This is a genomic window from Neptunicoccus cionae, assembly GCF_014643735.1.
GTDB lineage: Bacteria > Pseudomonadota > Alphaproteobacteria > Rhodobacterales > Rhodobacteraceae > Amylibacter > Amylibacter cionae.
Map to the genome: position 1 here is coordinate 1,059,954 of NZ_BMKA01000002.1, position 18,900 is coordinate 1,078,853.

Sequence of the window (18,900 nt, forward strand, 5' to 3'; positions counted from 1 at the left end):
ACCGCGTTAGGCAAAGATCATTGATGACAATTTGCGTCGACCGTTTTGCGCGACAGGATCGGTCGGTCCGAGACTGTCGAAAACCTTGAACAATTGCGCCTTGGCCGCGCTGTCGTTCCATTCGCGGTCGCGACGGAAAATATCCAGCAGTTCTGCAATGGCCTCTTCGGTTTTACCCTCGCCCAGCAACGCCATAGCCAGATCAAGCCGCGCCTGATGGTCGTTCTCATCCGCGTCAAGCTTGGCACGCAGTTCGGCAGTTTCCCCCGCATCTGCGGCAGTGGCGGCCAGTTCGGCCTGTGCTTTCACCGCAAGGATCGCTGTGTCCTGCGCGATGGCTTCTGGCACATTTGCCAGCAGTTCATTGGCCTGATCACTGTCCCCAAGCGCGAGGCAGGATTTCACCAGACCGGCATATGCAGCGGCGTGGCTCGGGTCTTCCTCGACGATTGCAGCAAAGGTTTGGGCCGCATCCGCGATGTCGCCTTGCTCGTACATTTCTTCGGCAGCGGCCACCGCATCGTCCAGACCGTTGTCTTCCTCACCCGCAAGAGCGGCGATTTTATCTACGAATGTTTTGATCTCGCTTGGGGGCAGTGCGCCCTGAAACGCATCGACGGGTTTGCCTTCGTGGAAAGCAAATACAGTCGGGATGGATTGCACCCGCAACTGACCGGCGAGCATCTGGTTCTCGTCCACGTTGATCTTAACCATTTTCACGCGACCACCCGCCGCTGTCACCGCTTCTTCCAAAGCAGGGCCGAGCGTTTTGCACGGGCCGCACCACGGTGCCCAGAAATCAACGATCACCGGGGTGGTTTGGGAGGTTTCGATCACGTCCTCCATAAAGGTCGCTTCAGAGCCGTCTGTGATCAGATCACCGGCAGGGGCGGAGGCGTCAGCGCCATTCAATTCCAACATATGTCTCTCTTGCAATTAGACTTGGGTTGCTTGTGATGTAGGCGAACAGGGCCGCTGGAACAAGGTCTGGCGGCCTGTTGCGGATCAATCCAGATCAAAGGTAGCGAACAACGGGGCGTGATCGCTTGGCTTTTCCCAACCCCGTGCATCGCGTAACACGCGGCTGGAGTGGGCGCTGGCAGAAATATCCGGCGTGGCCCAGATGTGATCGAGCCGCCGACCCTTATCCGCAGTGTCCCAATCCCGTGCGCGGTAGGACCACCACGTATAAAGCAGACCTTCGGGAATATCCTGACGGGTGATGTCCACCCATTTGCCCGCATCCTGTGTTTCGGCCAGCTTTTCAACTTCAATCGGCGTGTGGGACACAACTTTCAAAAGCTTCTTGTGATCCCAGACATCATCTTCGCGCGGCGCGATGTTCAGATCCCCTACCATCACGGATTTCTGCGGCGCTTCGCTGTGGAACCAGTCGCGCATCTCTGTCAGGAAATCCATCTTGTGGCCGAATTTTTCGTTTACCTCGCGGTCGGCAACATCGCCACCGGCCGGAACATAGAAATTGTGGACGATCATGCCGTTGTCCAGTTGGGCTGCAACGTGACGGGCATCGCCTTTTTCGCAGAAATCCCGATGACCCGCATCGACGATAGGGCGTTTGGACAGGATCGCAACGCCGTTGTACCCCTTCTGGCCACGAGCAACCATGTGGGAATATCCAAGGGCGGCAAAGTTCTCGGTCGGGATTTTTTCTACAGGACTTTTGCATTCTTGCAGGCACAGAACATCCGGTTGTTCGTCTTCCAGAAGCTTCATGACAATCGGTTCGCGCAGGCGAACGGAGTTGATGTTCCACGTACAGATTTTGATAGGCATGGGGCAGACCTTTAATGATTTGGCCGCACCTTAGAGGAATGTTTCATGCAAAAAAAGACCCGCCTGCGGGGCGGGTCAGTGCAGGGAAAAACTATGAAAAGCCCTGCGAGTCTTTGTGCGCTTACGCGTTCAGGCGATAGCCGCCTGATTCCGTTACCAACAGCCGCGCATTGCCGGGATCGGGTTCGATCTTCTGGCGCAGACGGTAAATGTGGGTTTCAAGCGTATGGGTCGTCACACCTGCATTATAGCCCCAAACCTCGTGTAAAAGAACCTCTCTTGGCACAACGCCGTCCTGCGAACGGTACAGGAACTTGAGAATATTGGTTTCTTTTTCGGTCAGACGCACTTTTTTGTCTGCCTCATCGACCAGCATCTTGGATGAAGGTTTGAATGTATACGGACCCAGATTGAACACCGCATCTTCGGATTGTTCGTGCTGGCGCAATTGCGCGCGGATGCGGGCCAGTAGGACCGGAAACTTGAAGGGCTTGGACACATAGTCATTGGCCCCTGCGTCCAGACCCAGAATGGTATCAGCATCCGTGTCATGGCCCGTGAGCATCACAATCGGACACTTAACGCCCTGTTTGCGCATCAGGCGGCACAGTTCGCGCCCGTCCATATCCGGTAGGCCGACGTCCAGCAGCACCAAATCATAAAGCGCCTGTTTCGCCTTTTCCAAGCCTCCGGCACCATCTTCTGCCTCAAAGACATCGAATTCTTCGGTCAGCACCAATTGATCCGCCAAGGCTTCGCGCAGGTCGTCATCATCGTCAACCATCAGAATTTTCTTCACATTACTCATGGAGTATCTCCTCATCTCGTGATGAAATTGCGCGTCTCGGGAGCATTTATCAATCCGCCTCACAGGGACGTGTTAAATTTCGTTATAATGTTTCACTTCTGCGTTATGAGAGATATAGAAGGCAGGCAAATTGTTTCAAGCAACAGGATCCAAATGCCGTTTTCTGTAACACTGGATGAGAAAATCGCACGCGCCCGTGCCGATCTGCGTATGGGAGTGCCCGTTGTTCTGCGCGAAGGCGCGGCGCGGGTTGTTGTGGCTGCTATTGAAACGCTCAGTTCTGACCGGCTTGCCCAGATGCGCGATGTGGGCGATGTGCTTCATATTGCGATCACGAACCGGCGGGCCGAAACCCTGTCTGCCCCTGCCTATGACGGCGATCTGGTGCGAATCGCGGTGCCGTTTGATGCCCCTGCAACCTGGGTTCACGCGATGGCTGACCCCTCGCTCGATCTGGTGATGCCGATGAAGGGGCCGTTCCTGTACCTGCGGGATGGCTCTGCGCTGGTGGATCGCACGATCATCCGTCTGTGCAAGACCGCGGGCCTGCTTCCCGGTGCGATCCTTGCCCCCGTAGCGGCAGAGCCTGAGGGGTTGCTGGTGCTCGACGTGGCCGAGATTGCGGCGAGTGCGGCGCTGCGTATGCCGCTGGATCAGATTGCCCATGCCCGTGTGCCCCTGCACGTTTCCCAGAAGTCGCGGGTCCACGTCTATCGCAAGCGGGACGGCGGCGAGGAACATTACGCTATCGAAGTGGGCCAACCAGCACGGGACAAACCTGTGCTGTCACGGCTTCATTCGGCGTGTTTTACCGGTGACGTTATAGGCTCTCTCAAATGCGATTGCGGGCCGCAGTTGCAGGCCGCACTGGCGCAAATCGGGATCGAGGGCGAGGGCGTCTTGCTATACCTCAATCAGGAAGGGCGCGGGATCGGGCTGGCCAATAAGATGCGGGCTTATTCTTTGCAAGATCAGGGGTTTGACACGGTAGAGGCCAATCACCGTCTGGGGTTTGAGGATGACGAGCGTGATTTCAGGCTTGGCGCGGAAATCCTGCAAAGCCTCGGCTTTGAATCGACCCGCTTGATGACAAACAATCCGGCCAAAGTTGCGCGGATGGAAGAAGCTGGTATCGCGGTGGCCGAACGGGTGCCTTTGCAAGTGGGCCGCACGGCGCAGAATACCGGATACCTTGATACCAAAGCAAAAAAGAGCGGGCATTTACTATGAGAGCCGGTTTCGACGATCTGATTGTGACAAAATGGGGCGCGCGGTTTCAGGGGCGCCGTTATTGCTGTGCGATCGGACGCGGTGGGATCGGTGTGAAACAGGGCGAAGGCGACGGGATCACACCGCTTGGAACCTATCAACTGGGCGGCGTTGGGTATCGCAGTGATCGCGTCAGCTTTGACGCGCCTGCGCTTGATTGCTGGCCAATCCATCTGGCGGATATCTGGTCTGACGATCCCAAGGATCCGGACTATAACCAAAAGGTACAGGCGCGCAATTATCGGTTCAGCCATGAAAGACTGCGCCGTGCCGATCCGCTTTACGATATCTTTGCAATTGTGGATTATAACTGGCCCGAAGCGGAATCCGGTGCGGGCAGCGCGATTTTCCTGCACAAATGGCGCAAGCCGCGTCACCCTACGGAAGGCTGCATCGCTTTTGATGAAATTGATCTGGTAGAGATCCTGTCAGGCTGGACCGATAGCTCCCGGCTGATCATCCGATAGGGTCAGACCACCGGATCAGACTTCGTAGGCCCGTTCCCCAAAGATCGCAGAACCGACACGCACGTGGGTCGCACCAAGCGCCACAGCCCGTTCAAAATCGCTGCTCATCCCCATCGACAGACCAGATAGGCCGTTCCGCTCGGCAATTTTACGAAGCAGGGAAAAATGCAGGGCCGGTTCTTCGTCAACGGGCGGGATCACCATCAAACCATTGATGACCAGATCCATCGCGCGACATTCCGCGATGAAAGAATCCGCTTCAGCGGGCAGGACGCCAGCCTTTTGCGGTTCTTCACCGGTATTCACTTGGATAAACAGCTCGGGTGATTTGCCCTGCGCCTGAATTTCGCTGGCGATCTTGCGGGCAAGCTTGGCACGGTCCAGCGTGTGGATTGCGTCAAACAATTCCACCGCAGGCTTGACCTTGTTGCTTTGCAGCGGGCCGATCAGATGAACCTCTACAGGACCAAACTCCTCGCGAAAACTTGGCCATTTGCCTTGGGCTTCCTGCACTTTGTTTTCCCCGAACACACGATGGCCGGTTTCCAGTACGGAACGCACCCTTTCATCGGGTTGAACCTTGGAAACGGCAATCAAACGGGTGCTGCCGGCGGGGCGGTTCGCCTCGGCTTTGGCTGCGGTGATGCGGGATGTGATATCTGAAAGGGACATGGCGAATGAATGCCTGTCTGCTTTGATTTGGGCAAGCCCAAAAAGAGAAAGAGCAGACCCGATGGGCCTACTCTTCCTGTGCACCTAATATTCAGCCTAACTTAGAAGGCAAAGCGAACGCCGAGGTCCGCCATTGTTTCTTCTGTGTAGTCGCGGGAGATACCGCCAGCCAAAACTGCGCCACCCAGGGAGTGGGTGAAGCCGATGCCGTACTCTGTTTCGTCGCCAGTTGCGCCGATACCTGCGGAACCAAATGAGTCTTCGTCTGTGTGTGCAACGAAGGCAGTCACAGTTGTCGCGTCAAAGGCGTAAGAACCGGACAGAACTGCTTTGGAACCAACGTTCTCCAGATCGGAGTAGTTCACGTTCACAGCGAAGTCAGCAATCTGGCCGCCAGCGGAAAGCGACCACATGTCCAGTTCGCCTGCAGCTGTTGTCGCGTTGTTTGCGTTTTTCGCGTAACCCGCAGCAACAGTCCAGTCTCCGAAGTTGTAGGATGCTGCGATTGCATCTTCGGAACCGTTGGACAGGTGGTCGCCTGTTGAGTCAGTGGACACGGACAAGCCAAAGCCGCCAACATTGTAGTCCAAACGGACAACATCACCAGCGTTCCCGCGGGAAGAGTATGTGTTCAGCAGGGATTGGAACGTACCGATGTTGAAGGAGTTGTCCGCGTCGTGCAGACCAGTCAGACCAACGGTGCCGTCAAAGTAAGCGATGCGGTTAACAAGCGCGCCATCAGTGTTACCAACTGTGATGCGGAACATGTCGTTGCCCATCCAGATGTTGGCGGAACCAACAGCACCGGAAGTGTCGCCTTCATCGGAACGCAGACGGATACGGCCACCGAATTCCAGACCAGTGTCTGTGGCGCCTGTACCGTCGATGTTAACGGTCATACGACGTTCGATTTTTGTTTTTGACTGACCGGCAGCATCGCGGGAGCTGTCGTATACGATACCGAAACGGCCAGAGCCGGACAGTGTTACGTCAGCGGCAGCGGCGGAAGCCGAAGCAACAATCGCTGTCGTTGCAAGGAGAACTTTTTTCATTTTGTTTCTCTTTTGGTAGTGGGAGGAATGGCGCAAGCGCCAAGGGGAGGAAGCAGCAAGCAGCTGCCAGCCTCACGGATACCTAAAGTATCCACTAGGCGGAAGGTTGTTTTCGACAAATTTCGTTGGGTAATTATCACAAGGGTGTGAGGTGCTTGAATTTAAGCAATAACAACAACATGGCGCCAGTGCGGTTCCGAGCCCTGCTTTTAAGGTACAGGCGAATACGCACAAAAAAAAGAGCAGACCCGAAGGCCTGCTCTTCTCGAAACTTCTTCTAAGAAAACTTAGAAGTTGAAGCGAACACCCAGGTCAGCCATTGTTTCGTCTGTGTAGTTGCGGGAGATACCGCCAGCCAGAACTGCGCCACCCAGGGAGTGGGTGAAGCCGATGCCGTATTCGGTTTCTTCGCCAGCAGCGCCGATACCTGCGGAACCAACAGTGTCTTCATCTGTGTGTGCAACGAATGCAGCTACAGTTGTTTGACCGAAGTCATATTCACCGTTCAGAACAACTTTGGAAGCTACGTCTTCCAGATCGGAGTACTGAATGCCAACACCGAAGTCACCGATGTTACCAGCAGCGGACAGGGAGAACATGTCACGCTCGGTTGCGCTTACAGCAGAGTTGTTTGCGTTTTTAGCGAAACCAGCAGCAACGTTCCAGTCACCGAAGTTGTAGGAGATAGCGATGCCATCCTCAGAGCCGTTGGACAGGTGGTCGCCTGTGGAGTCGGAAGACAGGGATACGCCGAAGCCGCCTACGTTGAAGTCCAGACGCACAACATCGCCAGCGTTACCGCGGGAAGAGTATGTGTTCAGGATGAAGCGGGAAGCGCTACCCATGTTGAAGGATACGTTTGCCCAGTGCAGACCTGTCAGGCCGATGGAACCTTGGAAGTAACCGATACGGTTAACCAGAGCGCCTTCAGTGTTGCCCACTGTGATGCGGAACATGTCGTTGCCCATCCACACGTTTGCGGAAGCAGCAGAGGAAGCAGCGTCACCCTCGTCGGAACGCAGACGGATGCGACCACCGAAGTCCAGACCTGTGTCTGTGGAGCCTGTGCCATCAACGTTGATGGTCATACGCTTTTCGATTTTGGTTTTGGACTGGCCAGCGCCGTCCAGTGCGGAGTTGTATACAATGCCGAAGCGGCCGGAACCGGACAGCGTTACGTCAGCAGCGGCCATGCCGCCTGTTGCGATAAGTGCTGTGGTTGCAAAGAGAACTTTTTTCATAGTTTTCCCTCGTTAGGTTAAAAGGTGCACCTCTATCCGAGGTATCCGGAAAGAGTGTGTATGCTTTTCACTCTCCGGGCCCCGAATATCAAGCGTCTGTGCTGCGGGCAGGATGATAAGCCTGAAGTTGGTGCAATGATGCCACAGTCGTTTTCCACCCCTTGAAGCTTCCTTATATATAACAGTCCGTTCCCCCGTGCGCAGAATAAGAACTTGTTCGTATTCGCAAGGAACGGTACATGAAAGAAACAGCTGTAAAGCTTGGGGCGTAGAGCATGATGAATTATGGTTTCAAAGCAGGTCTGATCGCGATTGTAAGCGGCGCACTTGTTGGATGTGGCAGTTTCGGTAACTCGGGACGCAGCAGTGGCGGCTTTTTAAACCGGCCTGTCGCAGTGACACCGGACCCGTCCCGCGAGGATCCGTCCTCCGGCGCGATGGAACGGGCTTTGGGCGAAGCTGGTGGCGATACGGTCTCTATTTTTGACGCGCTACGCTCTCCTGATGAAAATACCAACGTCCGTGTGAATAAATACCTTTGGAGTGCGGCTCTCGAAACGCTGAGCTTCTTGCCGGTCGAATCGGCTGATCCCTTTACGGGTGTGCTGGTTATGGGCTGGGGCCGTGCGCCCGGCAGCGCCCGCCAGTACCGCGCGACTGTATTGGTGCAGGATCCTGCCCTTGATGCCCGGTCCCTGAAACTGTCGATCCAGACCCGTAACGGTCCGGCCAGTGCGGAAACCGTGCGCCGTGTGGAAGATGCTATCCTGACCCGCGCCCGTCAGTTGCGCGTGCGCGATAAAAACCTATAACGCGGGTGATACCGCCCGTTGAAGTTAATGACGCCGGGCTGATTGTCCGGCGTTTTGCTGTGTAAGGAAGAAAACATGTCTCGTTATAATGCCCGTGTTGTGGAACCGAAGTGGCAACAAGCCTGGGACGACGCATCCGTGTTCAAAGCAGAACGCGATGAGTCCCGCGCGAAGTATTATGTGCTGGAGATGTTTCCTTACCCGTCAGGCCGCATCCATATGGGCCACGTGCGCAACTATACTATGGGCGACGTGGTCGCGCGCTATAAAGCGGTAAACGGATTCAACGTCTTGCATCCGATGGGCTGGGACGCTTTCGGCCTGCCTGCGGAAAATGCCGCGATGGAAAAAGGTGTGCATCCAGGCGAGTGGACCTATCAGAACATCGCCGATATGCGCGAACAATTGAAGCCGATGGGCCTTTCGATTGACTGGTCCCGCGAACTCGCCACCTGTGATCCGGAATATTATGGACAGCAGCAGGCCATGTTCATCGACATGATGGATAAAGGGCTGGTCTACCGTAAAAAGGCGGTGGTGAACTGGGATCCGGTGGATATGACGGTTTTGGCCAACGAACAGGTTGAAGCAGGGCGCGGCTGGCGCTCCGGTGCGCTGGTGGAGCGCAAGGAACTGACACAGTGGTTCTTTAAGATCAGCGCATTCTCCGAAGATCTGCTGAGCGCGATTGATAAACTTGACGGTTGGCCGGATAAGGTTCGCCTGATGCAGCAGAACTGGATCGGCAAGTCCCGCGGGCTGGAGTTTTCGTTTGAACGTGTGGACGGCGGGGAAAAGATCGAGGTCTACACCACGCGGCCAGACACGCTGAACGGTGCGTCCTTTGTCGGCGTTTCGCCGGATCATCCGATTGCCAAGCAGCTAGAGGCGGAAAACGCCGATGTGGCGGCGTTTGTTGCAGAATGCCGCAAGGGTGGCACCACGGAAGAGGCTATCGAAACCGCGCCGAAGCTGGGAATGGACACGGGCATCCGCGTCAAACATCCGATCTATGAAGACCGCGAACTGCCGGTCTGGATCGCCAACTTCATCCTGATGGACTATGGAACGGGCGCGATTTTCGGCTGTCCGGCCCATGACCAGCGAGATTTGGATTTCTGCCGCAAATATGACCTGCCCGTGATCGACACCTTCTTTGCGCTGGATGACGAAACCCCTGTCGCCAAAGATGCTTTCGTTCCGCCAAAGACAGAGAAAGTGAAATGGGTCGACCATTTCGCCGGTTTGGACGCGGCTACCGGACAAGAGGCCATAGACGCCACCATCGCCTACATTGAAAAAGAAGGCTGGGGCAAAGGTACCACGAATTACCGCCTGCGGGACTGGGGCGCGTCGCGTCAGCGGTTCTGGGGCTGCCCGATTCCTGTGGTGCATTGTGAAAAATGTGGTGTGGTGCCCGAAAAGAAAGAGAACCTGCCGGTTGAACTGCCAAAGGACGCGACATTCGATCGTCCGGGAAATCCGCTGAACTGGCACCCCACATGGCGCGATGTGCCCTGTCCAGAATGTGGTGCGCCTGCGCAGCGCGAAACCGACACAATGGATACCTTTGTGGATTCAAGCTGGTATTTCGCCCGTTTCACAGCCCCCCGCGCCGATACACCTACCGTAGATGCGGATCTGTCCTACTGGATGAATGTGGACCAGTATATCGGCGGTGTGGAACACGCGATTCTGCACCTGCTTTATGCACGCTTCTTTGCGCGGGCGATGAATCTGACCGGCCATATGCCCGACAGCGCAACCGAACCGTTTAACGCTTTGTTTACGCAAGGCATGGTATGTCATGAAACTTACAAAGACCCTGACGGCAAGTGGCTCAATCCGGATGACATCAAACCGGTTAAAGGCGGCTATGAAACACAAGACGGGCGGCCTGTGACCGTTGGACCGTCTATCAAGATGTCCAAGTCTAAGAAAAACGTGGTCGATCCGGAAGATATTATCGATCAATACGGCGCGGATACCGCCCGCTGGTTCGTGATGTCTGACAGCCCGCCCGAGCGGGATGTGGAATGGACAGCCTCCGGCGCAGAGGCCGCTTGGAAACATCTGCAACGGGTTTGGCGGCTTGCGGATGAACTGGAAACAGCGGATGCCGAAGGGTCGGATGCGGATAATCTCGCATTGGACAAAGCCTGCCACCGCGCCATTGACGAAGTGACCAAGGGGATTGAAGGTTTTGCCTTCAATAAATCCGTGGCCAAACTTTACGAGCTTACCAATGCTCTGGCGAAATCCAAGGCGGATAAGGCGACGCGCAGTCGTGTGCTGAAGGTCATGGCGCAACTGATGCAACCGATGACCCCGCATCTGGCTGAGGAACTTTGGGCGCATCTGGGCGGCGAAGGTCTGGTGGCACAGGCGGATTGGCCGAAAGCCGACCCTGCGATGCTGGTGGACGATGACGTTACCTTGCCAATCCAGATCAATGGCAAACGGCGGGACGAAATCACTGTGCCGAAATCCATGCCGAAAGAAGAGGTTGAAAAACTGGTTCTGGCCAACGAGACTGTGATCAAGATGCTGGACGGCGCAACGCCGAAAAAGCTGATCGTGGTTCCGGGGCGGATTGTGAATGTTGTTGTATAACAGACGGATATTTCTGGCGCTCGCCCTTTCGGGCGGCGTCGCGGCCTGCGGTTTTGAACCTGTTTACCAACAGGGCACAACTGCGGCCAACCTGCGGGGCCAGATTGCGATTGATCTGGTTAAAGGGCGCAACGGGTTTGAATTGCGCCAACAGCTTGAGGACCGTTTGGGCTATGCCAGCGGCAACGCGCCTTATGTTCTAAGCTTTTCACTAGCGCTGAGCGAGAGCGCCCTTGCCGTGACCGAAGACGAAGGTACGACTCGCACCAGTCTGACAGGCACAGCGAAGTTCACCGTGCGGGACAGCGCGACACAACAAGTCGTTTTTGAAGATAGCGTGAAGAACGTGACCTCCTATGGCTCGACCTCTGAAACCTATCCTTCCAGTGTGGCGGAGCGGGATGCGAATACCCGTCTGGCCAAGGCGCTGGCCAATCAGATCGCGCAACGCATTGCGATTACGTCGGACGGCTGGGCGGGATGAAACTGTCTGGTGCGCAGGCGTCAGCTTTCATCGCCAAACCCGAAGGTGCACGCGCGGGTATTCTGCTTTACGGTATGGATGCTATGCGGGTTTCTCTCAAGCGTCAGCAGCTTATCAAGGCGCTGGTCGGCCCGAGCGCGGAAGAAGAGATGCGGCTGGAGCGGATCAACGGTGCCGATCTGCGCAAGGAACCAGCTCGTGTGCTCGATGGCCTGAAAGCGCAGGGATTCTTTCCCGGCCCTCGTGTAGTGTTTATCGAAGGCGTGACCGATGGGCTAACGGACGTGATGGCCACGGCCTTGAAGGAATGGACTAAGGATGACGCCACCCTTGTGGCGACGGCTGGCAGCCTAAACGCCCGTTCCAAACTGCGCAAAGCCTTTGAAAGTGACCCGCGCTCTGTGGCGATTGGCATTTATGACGATCCACCGGGACGCGCAGATATTGAGCGGATGGCGAAAGAAGCCAACCTCGCGCAGCTGTCACAGTCTTCTATGGATGATCTGCTGACACTGGCCCGCACGCTTGATCCGGGTGAAATGGCGCAGACGATCGAAAAGCTGGGCCTTTATAAATTCCGCGACGACACCCCGATCACCGGTGATGATATTGACGCCTGCATGCCCGCCACAGCGGATGCGAACCTTGATGATGCGGTTCATGCTGCCGCCGAAGGGCGCAGCGGGGATGTGGTTCCAACGCTTAAACGGCTTGCCGGACAGGGCGTCAATCCAACGGCATTGTGCATCGCAGCCACCCGTCATTTCCGCACCCTTCACGCCGCCGCGACCCATCCCCAAGGCCCCGACACCGCCCTGTCCCGCGCCCGTCCGCCCGTATTTGGACCGCGCAAGGACCGTTTGGTGCGACAGGCCCAACGGTTGGGCGCCGCGCGATTGGAACGGGCGCTTGATGATCTGATGAACACCGATCTGACGTTACGCTCTGCCAAGAAACCACCCGAGATGGCGCTGGTGGAACGGGCCTTTATTCGCATATCAATGTTAAGACGGTCTTAGGGAGAGAACAGATGTATACAGTGGTCGGATCACCGAAAACACGCGCGTTTCGGGTTGTTTGGGCGATGGAGGAACTGGGGCTTGAGTATGATCTCGTGTCAGAGCCGCCGCGCGGGGAAACCGCGTCGGCGTTGAACCCGACAGGCAAGATTCCCTGTCTGAAAGTCGGCCATGCGACGATCATCGATTCTGTAGCGATCCTCCAGTATCTCGCGGATAAACACGGTGCGTTGACCTATGAAGCGGGCACGCTGGAACGGGCCGAACAGGACAGTTTTACCCAGTTCATTTGCGACGAGATCGACGGCGCGCTCTGGACTGCGGCGCGTAATGATTTCGTCAATCCCGAAGAAAAACGGGTCGCGGCGATCAAGGACGTGCTGGTTTGGGAAATGGAACGGTCTGTCAAAGCGTTGGAGCAGCGGTTGGGCGATAGGGAGTTCCTGATGGGCGACAGGTTCACTGTGCCGGACATTCTTCTAACCCATTGTGCAGGCTGGATGCGCGGCACTGGTTTCCCGCTGGAAAGCGACACGCTGCGGGCCTATGTGCGCCGCAATATCGAACGCGAGGCTTACAAAAAAGCCAGTGCGGTGCGCAAACCGTCCTAAGTTTTCAGGGCCTTGGCAGTGCGCGCCGCTGCCAGACCTGCGGCGCGTCCCGTGGCCAGACACGCAGTGATCAGATAGCCGCCGGTTGGTGCCTCCCAGTCGAGCATTTCGCCCGCGCAAAAGACACCTTTGGCCGCGACAAGTTCGAAATCTTCCGAGAGTGATCTCCAGCGTAGCCCACCTGCCACAGAAATCGCCTGATCCAAAGGCGCTGTGCCAGTGTAGGGAATTGTTAAGCCTTTCAGTGTAGACCCGAGTGTACTGCGGGGTGTCTGGCGTGCGAATTCCAGAAACAACGCGGTTTTGGCGGGGTCCAGACGCAGGGTCTTGCGCAGGATATTGGTCAGGGAAGTTTTGGCACCCGCCTTGTCGATCCGTTCCTGAAGCTGTGCTGCGCTTAGATCAGGGAACAGGTCTACCTGCAACTCTGCGCCCGCCCGAAACGCGGCCGAGAATTGATAGATTAGTGAACCTTCCAGTCCTGCACGGGACAGGACAGCCTCGCCGGTTGCGGTTTTGCCGCCGCAGGTTATGGCAATTGACTTAAGGGGGCTACCGAAACGGGGCTCCATATGGGGTGACCATTCAACTGTGATGCCCATGTTGGACGGCGCAAATTCGGTGATTTCAGCGCCTTTCGCAGCCAAAAGCGCGGTCCAGGCCCCGTCAGAGCCGAGCCGCGCCCAGCTTGCACCACCAAGCGCGAGAACGGCGACTTTTGGCGTAACAATCCGCGTCCCCTCAGGCGTTTCGAATTGAAACCGAGAGCCTTCCCACCCGGTCCAGCGCCATCGGGTGCGCAGGTCGACGCCTTTATTATTCAACCGAGCCAACCAGTTGCGCAGTAGGGGGGAGGCTTTCATGACTTCTGGAAACACCCGACCGGATGATCCCGTGAACACGGTTTGCCCCAAATCCTCGGCCCAGCGTTTCACATGCTCGGGGCCGAATTCTGACAGACACGCGTGCAAGTGTTCTCCAGCAGGACCGAAAGCCGCCAGAAACGGTTCGTCCGGTTCGTCCTTGGTAAGGTTCAAACCGGATTTTCCTGCCATCAAAAACTTGCGCCCGACAGAAGGTTTTGCCTCGGCCAGCAGCACCGACAACCCTGACTGGACGAGCATTTCTGCCGCCATCAGGCCCGCCGGACCGGCGCCGATGACCAGCGCATCGGGTGTTTGATCTGGTGTCATCGTCTGCCTTAAACCGCTTCCGCAGTGCTCGGGCGGCCCGTGATCCGCGAGATTGCTGCGGCATCATCCTCGTATGCAGCTTTGTAGCAGTCCTGCAATTGTGCCGCATCCAGATCGTCAAACAGACGGTTGATGGCCGCGATGCTTTGGGGTTTTGCGGCCGCCGCGTCACTGGTGAGCGTGTCAAGGAAACCGTCAAACTCTGCCAGTGGCAGGACCCGTTCCACCAGCCCGATCCGCAGCGCTTCAGCCGCGTCGATTTTCTGACCACCCATCAGGATCAGCTTGGCGCGGGCTGTGCCGGTCAATGCGGCCAGCCGTTGAACATCATCGGGTTGGGGCAGGAACCCCCGCTTAAGAACCGGATAGAAAAACTTTGCTTTGGGCGTGGCAATTCGCAAATCGCAAGCAAGGGCCAGCGCGAAACCGCCCCCTGCAAGCGTCCCGTTCAGCGCCGCGATGGTCAGGCAGGGCAGGGCGGCGATTGCACCGGAGGCTTCTGACCACAGCGGGCTTTGGGTGAAGGCGTACATATCTTCGCCGCCGCCCACATCGGCACCGGCACAGAAAACCCGTTCGCCTGCACCGGTCAGGATGAAACTGCGCAATTCAGGATCGCTGTGCGCCTTGCGCGCAGCAGCCGCCACGCCCCGCAACATATCCGGAGACAGGGCGTTGGCTTTGTCGGGCCGGTTCAGCGTGACGCGCCACAGCCCGTTTTCGTTTTGAACGTCGATCACACCAAACCTACCCGTTTGCGGATGCTTTCGTCGCGCAGAGAGACAACCGCGCCGCGATAATCATCGCTGTCGCTGGTGGCCATCCAGACCAGCGTGTCGGCCACCCACTCTGGTGGGATGTGATCCTCCCAGTCGAGCTGGCTGACAGGGTTCACGCCGGATTTTTTGATCACCCGCTGCATTTCCGTTGCTACTGTTCCGGGCGAAAGGACAAGCGCACGGATGCCGTTTTCGTCTTCCTCTGCGTGGAGGCAATTGTTCAGATGGTGAACCGCCGCCTTTGAAGAACAGTAGTGGGACCAGCCTTCCAACGCGCCGTTTGCAGCGCCGGACCCGATGGTCAGGATGGTGCCGCCTTTGGCTGCTTTCATCACCGGAAGGGCCGCGCGAATGCCGTAGAACACGCCCTTAACGTTCACATCAATGACGCTATCCCATGCCGCGACTGTGGCATTTTCCAACCGCTCCACCGGGTCGAGCGCGCCTGCGTTGTTGATCAGGATATCAAGCCCGCCAAACTCTGCCACCGCGCGGTCGACGGCGGCTTGTACCTGATCGTAATCGGCCACATCGGTCTTTTGCGCGATCGCGGTGCCACCGGCTTTGGTTATTTCAGCGGCGATGTCGTCAATGTCTCCACCGGAACGGGCGCAAAGCATGACCTTGGCCCCACATTCCGCAAACTTGCGGGCCGCTGCTGCGCCAATGCCACGGCTGGCGCCGGTGATGATAACCGATTTATTCTTCATATCCGTCAATTTTCTAGTCCTCTTTAAAGATATAGCCCGTGCCGGAGCGTTCGAGCCGGCCAATGTTGGGACGCAACATATGCCCCCCTGACAGCTTCATTCCGTCGGTCGCAACCATATCCAGCGTGCGTTTGCGTGTAGCGCGGGCCTGATCCATGTCGATGTCAAAGGCGATGCCGATTTCGGGGTTGGCGAATTGCAGCACCTGCGCATGAGCGATATCCCCCACATGGGCGAAACTGTCAGATCCGCTGTCCGCACGAAACCCCATATGCCCCGGCGTGTGACCGGGAAGGTTCAGCGCCGTTACGTCACCAACCAATGTATCGCCGTCCTTAATCAGCTCTGTGCGCCCGCTATAGGCGGCAAGGGCCGCCTGCGCCAGTTGTTGCCATTGGACGAGCGTGTCATCCGTGAAACTGTGGGAAGACCAGAACTTGTGATCTGCCTCGGACACCAGCATCTGCGCCTTTTCAAACACCGGTTGGTTGTCCGTGGTCAGCGCGCCTGCGATGTGGTCAGGGTGCAGGTGGGTGAAGTAAAGATGGGTGATCTCGTCCGGTCCGATACCTGCTTCTTCCAAAGCATCGCCAAGATAGCCGCAGGTCGGGCCAAACAGATCGCGCGGACCCGCGTCCACCAGCATAGTGTCACCACCGGATTTCACGATAAATGCGTTGAAATTCGTGTCGATTGCCTCTGCGTTGGCGGATTTCAAAAGCTCGTCAATCACAGCTTCTTCGGTGCCGGGGAACAGTTCAGCGCCGAATTGGGTTTCGCCGTCGGTCAGGGCAATGATCTCTACATCGCCTATGGTGGTTCTGTTGATACGGGACATGGTTTCCTCCTTCTAAGTGGTCAGTCGGGTCTAGCGGTCGTCGTCGGTGTCGCCTTCCGGCTGCCCTTCCAGTTCGTCTTCATCGATCGCAGCCAGCGCCGCGGCGCCGACGGCTTCTTTTTGTTTCTTGGTCAGATCATTCGGATCTACATCGGCCAGTCGCACTGTCACCTCTTTATGGGCAAAGCGGATGCCTTCCCGTTCAAAGAGGTCGCGGATTTCCTGATAGACCCGCTTGCGCAGGATCCACTGGTCGCCCGGTTTCGTCATGAATTTCACGCGGATGATCATGGCGCTGTCTTGCATTTCGATCACGCCCTGGGATTTGAGGGGTTGCAGAAACTGGTTTCCAACCACTTCGTCTTCAAGCAGTTCCTGCCCAAGTTTTTTGACCAGTTTGCGGACCTTTTCGACATCTGTGTCATAGGTAACCCGCAGCTTCAGCTTCATCATCACCCAGTCGCGGGAAAAGTTCGTCAGGTGCTGGATTTCTCCGAACGGCACCGTGTGTAGCGGGCCAAGATGGTGGCGTAACTGGAAGGAGCGTACAGAGATTTTTTCGACCGTGCCTTTAACAGAGCCGATGTCGATATATTCGCCCTTGCGGAAAGCATCATCGAACAGAAAGAACGCGCCCGAGAAAATATCCCGTACCAGCGCCTGCGCACCAAAGCCGATGGCCAGACCGACAACACCAGCACCGGCGAAAAGGGCAGAGACATTGATGCCGATATTCGTCAGTGCGATCAGCGCGAAAGCGACAAAGATGATTGCCAGAAGAAAGTTGCGGAACAGCGGCAGCAGGGTTGCAAGCCGCGATGCCCCACCGGCCCCGCCTTCATCTCCGGGAGCGACCTCTACCGCGTCACCGCCTTCTTCTGCAATCTTCTGATCGATCCAGATACGCACGAAGTGGTAGATCACATAACCGATGAACAGGATCGTTACGATGTCGTAAATCCGGTCAAAGCGGGTAGTAGCGATCATGTCGATGTCGATCTGCCAGATCTCTGAAATTGCCCAGAACGCCGCAACCACGGCCAGAATATTGGCGATGCGGCGGGAGAGATCCTCGTAAGTGTGCATCTTGTGGGTATTGAGGAAGGGGGACAGTTCGTCCTTGGTGTCTTCGTCCTCTTCCAAAGTGGCATCCGCGTCAGGACCGGTCCCGTGGCTGTCTTCCGCAGCTTTGGCGCGCCATTGTTCCAATAAGCGCTGGCGGTGGAAAAAGCGTTCGATCAGATAACCGACGATGCCGTAAACCACGATGACTGTCAGCAGCACCAGATAGAAACCGGTGATCAAGGGCAGGCCAAGGGGTTGGGCCTCTATCAGGCGGTAGGTCATTTCCGCCCAAGCGATGAAGAAATAGGCGATCACCAGCGGCGCCCAAGCCTGTGATGCGATTCTGGTGGGCAGCGAGGCATCTTCATACCGTTCGCCGTTCAGAATTGCCTCGGACACCGCCTTGCGATTCACCAGCACCATCGCCACGTTCAAGAACACAACGAACAGCGTCAGGGTCGAGGTCAGCAGCGCGTGGATGTCATAGCTAAGGCCCAGTTCTTTCATCCATCCGCAGAAGTTCACGACAATGGCCGAAACCGACGCCACATTCAAAAGCCAGTAGAACAGCTTGCGCGCATCCTTGTCGGAAAAATGGGGGATGCGGTATTGTTCCAGATAGGGCGACAGGATCATCCGCCACAGGAACACCACAGAACGGGTGACAATATAGGTGAGGTAAATATAGGCCACAGTCAGGCGCACGGTGCCGTCTTCGGACTCCCCGAAAATGGCGATTCCAACACCGTAGGAAATCATCACCACCAGCGCGAGCCCAACCATTGCAAGCACAGTGCGCAGCAACAGGATCGGCAGTTTGTCAGTGTATCCTATCGGATTTGGGGTTTGTAGGTTGATAAACCACGGCCCGACCAGACGTTTGCCGTAGGTTTCCCGCACGATAAGTTCGGACAGGATCAGGCTGATCATCGTGGTTAGCAGAATGAAAAAGTAGATCGAATAATGCCCCGTAGGACTTTGCCCGTTCAAGATAAAGACGATCTCTTCAATCGCCTCGGGCGCACGGGCCACACGGTTGCGCAGGGTGGTGCGGAACGTATAGGCGCGCTCCTGCGTTTTCATCAACAAAGAGCCTTCGTATTGCTCTGCCTCGGTCAGTTCGTCTGATTTGGCCGGACCGTCGGGATTGATGACGATCACCTGCATCCCCGAATCCGTGGCGGATTTGATAATCTCGTCCATCGGATTGGACGCCGAGCTGCCGATGGATTGGGCCTGTGCAAATCCTGCCAATAAGGCAAACAGCGCAGTGATCAGGCACAGACGAAGGAAGTGGAGGATGGTCATAAGTGACCCTTTGTTATGAGCGTAACTGACCTTAGAGCGGTTTGGCGCACTGGGGAAGGGCGGAACCTGTTTCGATCCGACCGTCCGCCAATTTCCGCAAGGGCAAGTGAACCTAGTCTAACAGCGGATCTTGTAACACTGTCTCAAGTCACTGTGAGTCTT

At 56.6% G+C, this 18,900-nt stretch carries 18 protein-coding genes; 7 read left to right on the forward strand and 11 right to left on the reverse strand.

The features are described from left to right. Positions 1-6: 6 nt before the first annotated feature. The 3 genes from trxA to IEX10_RS10375 all read right to left on the reverse strand — a co-directional run bounded on the left by trxA (position 7) and on the right by IEX10_RS10375 (position 2,605). Positions 7-921: a thioredoxin gene (trxA, locus tag IEX10_RS10365; protein ID WP_188674292.1), complete on the reverse strand. Its 915-nt coding sequence runs from the start codon at positions 919-921 to the stop codon at positions 7-9. A gap of 84 nt (positions 922-1,005) precedes the next feature. After that, complete coding sequence (xth, locus tag IEX10_RS10370; protein WP_188674295.1) at positions 1,006-1,797, reverse strand: exodeoxyribonuclease III; 792 nt, start codon at positions 1,795-1,797, stop codon at positions 1,006-1,008. A gap of 121 nt (positions 1,798-1,918) precedes the next feature. Further along, positions 1,919-2,605, reverse strand: coding sequence for a response regulator transcription factor (locus tag IEX10_RS10375; RefSeq protein WP_188674299.1), 687 nt, complete (start codon positions 2,603-2,605; stop codon positions 1,919-1,921). Positions 2,606-2,758: 153 nt separating this feature from the next. On the opposite strand from IEX10_RS10375, the gene ribA reads away from it, so the two are divergent. Both ribA and IEX10_RS10385 read left to right on the forward strand, forming a co-directional pair. Then, positions 2,759-3,835, forward strand: coding sequence for a GTP cyclohydrolase II (gene ribA / locus IEX10_RS10380; protein WP_188674302.1), 1,077 nt, complete (start codon positions 2,759-2,761; stop codon positions 3,833-3,835). Further along, positions 3,832-4,341, forward strand: a complete 510-nt coding sequence (locus tag IEX10_RS10385) for a L,D-transpeptidase family protein (protein WP_188674304.1) — start codon at positions 3,832-3,834, stop codon at positions 4,339-4,341. Before ribA ends, IEX10_RS10385 begins: the two co-directional genes overlap by 4 nt. Positions 4,342-4,356: 15 nt before the next feature. On the opposite strand, the gene IEX10_RS10390 is transcribed toward IEX10_RS10385, so the two are convergent. The 3 genes from IEX10_RS10390 to IEX10_RS10400 form a co-directional block, all read right to left on the reverse strand. After that, entirely contained in the window at positions 4,357-5,013 is a 657-nt protein-coding gene (locus tag IEX10_RS10390) for a YggS family pyridoxal phosphate-dependent enzyme (protein WP_188674307.1), read from the reverse strand. A 101-nt stretch (positions 5,014-5,114) separates the two neighbouring features. Further along, positions 5,115-6,065 (reverse strand): porin, encoded by a 951-nt coding sequence (locus IEX10_RS10395; protein WP_188674310.1) that lies wholly within the window; start codon positions 6,063-6,065, stop codon positions 5,115-5,117. Positions 6,066-6,352: 287 nt separating this feature from the next. Then, positions 6,353-7,306 (reverse strand): porin, encoded by a 954-nt coding sequence (locus IEX10_RS10400; RefSeq protein WP_188674313.1) that lies wholly within the window; start codon positions 7,304-7,306, stop codon positions 6,353-6,355. 278 nt (positions 7,307-7,584) lie between these two features. On the opposite strand from IEX10_RS10400, the gene IEX10_RS10405 reads away from it, so the two are divergent. The 5 genes from IEX10_RS10405 to IEX10_RS10425 all read left to right on the forward strand — a co-directional run bounded on the left by IEX10_RS10405 (position 7,585) and on the right by IEX10_RS10425 (position 12,845). Continuing rightward, the gene (locus IEX10_RS10405; protein WP_188674765.1) at positions 7,585-8,118 is read left to right on the forward strand and encodes a DUF3576 domain-containing protein; all 534 of its coding nucleotides are present in this window, start codon (positions 7,585-7,587) and stop codon (positions 8,116-8,118) included. A gap of 75 nt (positions 8,119-8,193) precedes the next feature. After that, positions 8,194-10,731: a leucine--tRNA ligase gene (leuS, locus tag IEX10_RS10410; protein WP_188674315.1), complete on the forward strand. Its 2,538-nt coding sequence runs from the start codon at positions 8,194-8,196 to the stop codon at positions 10,729-10,731. After that, entirely contained in the window at positions 10,718-11,215 is a 498-nt protein-coding gene (gene lptE / locus IEX10_RS10415; protein ID WP_188674318.1) for an LPS assembly lipoprotein LptE, read from the forward strand. The genes leuS and lptE overlap by 14 nt, the downstream gene beginning before the upstream one ends. Next, positions 11,212-12,234 carry a DNA polymerase III subunit delta gene (gene holA / locus IEX10_RS10420; protein WP_188674321.1) on the forward strand — a complete coding sequence of 341 codons (1,023 nt, stop codon included), beginning with the start codon at positions 11,212-11,214 and terminating at the stop codon, positions 12,232-12,234. The genes lptE and holA overlap by 4 nt, the downstream gene beginning before the upstream one ends. A gap of 11 nt (positions 12,235-12,245) precedes the next feature. Continuing rightward, positions 12,246-12,845: a glutathione S-transferase family protein gene (locus tag IEX10_RS10425; protein ID WP_188674326.1), complete on the forward strand. Its 600-nt coding sequence runs from the start codon at positions 12,246-12,248 to the stop codon at positions 12,843-12,845. Here the strand turns inward: IEX10_RS10425 and IEX10_RS10430 are convergent. Genes IEX10_RS10430 through IEX10_RS10450 form a run of 5 tightly spaced genes read right to left on the reverse strand, consistent with a single transcriptional unit; the run spans position 12,842 to position 18,738 of the window. After that, positions 12,842-14,038: a TIGR03862 family flavoprotein gene (locus IEX10_RS10430; RefSeq protein ID WP_188674329.1), complete on the reverse strand. Its 1,197-nt coding sequence runs from the start codon at positions 14,036-14,038 to the stop codon at positions 12,842-12,844. The genes IEX10_RS10425 and IEX10_RS10430 overlap by 4 nt on opposite strands. A gap of 8 nt (positions 14,039-14,046) precedes the next feature. After that, positions 14,047-14,778 carry an enoyl-CoA hydratase/isomerase family protein gene (locus tag IEX10_RS10435; RefSeq protein WP_188674331.1) on the reverse strand — a complete coding sequence of 244 codons (732 nt, stop codon included), beginning with the start codon at positions 14,776-14,778 and terminating at the stop codon, positions 14,047-14,049. Next, a complete protein-coding gene (locus IEX10_RS10440; RefSeq protein WP_188674768.1) occupies positions 14,775-15,527 on the reverse strand; it encodes an SDR family oxidoreductase in 753 nt (250 codons plus the stop codon). The genes IEX10_RS10435 and IEX10_RS10440 overlap by 4 nt, the downstream gene beginning before the upstream one ends. Before the next feature lie 13 nt (positions 15,528-15,540). Then, a complete protein-coding gene (locus tag IEX10_RS10445; RefSeq protein WP_188674333.1) occupies positions 15,541-16,365 on the reverse strand; it encodes an MBL fold metallo-hydrolase in 825 nt (274 codons plus the stop codon). A 30-nt stretch (positions 16,366-16,395) separates the two neighbouring features. Then, positions 16,396-18,738: a mechanosensitive ion channel family protein gene (locus IEX10_RS10450; protein WP_188674336.1), complete on the reverse strand. Its 2,343-nt coding sequence runs from the start codon at positions 18,736-18,738 to the stop codon at positions 16,396-16,398. Positions 18,739-18,900 lie beyond the last annotated feature (162 nt).

Excerpts from the sequence above, each read along its gene's own strand:
- IEX10_RS10445 (WP_188674333.1), bottom strand. The coding sequence starts at position 16,365 with ATGTCCCGTATCAACAGAACCACCATAGGCGATGTAGAGATCATTGCC.
- IEX10_RS10425 (WP_188674326.1), top strand. The coding sequence starts at position 12,246 with ATGTATACAGTGGTCGGATCACCGAAAACACGCGCGTTTCGGGTTGTT.
- IEX10_RS10400 (WP_188674313.1), bottom strand. The coding sequence starts at position 7,306 with ATGAAAAAAGTTCTCTTTGCAACCACAGCACTTATCGCAACAGGCGGC.
- trxA (WP_188674292.1), bottom strand. The coding sequence starts at position 921 with ATGTTGGAATTGAATGGCGCTGACGCCTCCGCCCCTGCCGGTGATCTG.
- xth (WP_188674295.1), bottom strand. The coding sequence starts at position 1,797 with ATGCCTATCAAAATCTGTACGTGGAACATCAACTCCGTTCGCCTGCGC.
- IEX10_RS10450 (WP_188674336.1), bottom strand. The coding sequence starts at position 18,738 with ATGACCATCCTCCACTTCCTTCGTCTGTGCCTGATCACTGCGCTGTTT.
- IEX10_RS10440 (WP_188674768.1), bottom strand. The coding sequence starts at position 15,527 with ATGAAGAATAAATCGGTTATCATCACCGGCGCCAGCCGTGGCATTGGC.
- holA (WP_188674321.1), top strand. The coding sequence starts at position 11,212 with ATGAAACTGTCTGGTGCGCAGGCGTCAGCTTTCATCGCCAAACCCGAA.
- IEX10_RS10375 (WP_188674299.1), bottom strand. The coding sequence starts at position 2,605 with ATGAGTAATGTGAAGAAAATTCTGATGGTTGACGATGATGACGACCTG.
- leuS (WP_188674315.1), top strand. The coding sequence starts at position 8,194 with ATGTCTCGTTATAATGCCCGTGTTGTGGAACCGAAGTGGCAACAAGCC.
- IEX10_RS10395 (WP_188674310.1), bottom strand. The coding sequence starts at position 6,065 with ATGAAAAAAGTTCTCCTTGCAACGACAGCGATTGTTGCTTCGGCTTCC.
- lptE (WP_188674318.1), top strand. The coding sequence starts at position 10,718 with ATGTTGTTGTATAACAGACGGATATTTCTGGCGCTCGCCCTTTCGGGC.
- IEX10_RS10430 (WP_188674329.1), bottom strand. The coding sequence starts at position 14,038 with ATGACACCAGATCAAACACCCGATGCGCTGGTCATCGGCGCCGGTCCG.
- IEX10_RS10385 (WP_188674304.1), top strand. The coding sequence starts at position 3,832 with ATGAGAGCCGGTTTCGACGATCTGATTGTGACAAAATGGGGCGCGCGG.
- IEX10_RS10390 (WP_188674307.1), bottom strand. The coding sequence starts at position 5,013 with ATGTCCCTTTCAGATATCACATCCCGCATCACCGCAGCCAAAGCCGAG.
- ribA (WP_188674302.1), top strand. The coding sequence starts at position 2,759 with ATGCCGTTTTCTGTAACACTGGATGAGAAAATCGCACGCGCCCGTGCC.
- IEX10_RS10405 (WP_188674765.1), top strand. The coding sequence starts at position 7,585 with ATGAATTATGGTTTCAAAGCAGGTCTGATCGCGATTGTAAGCGGCGCA.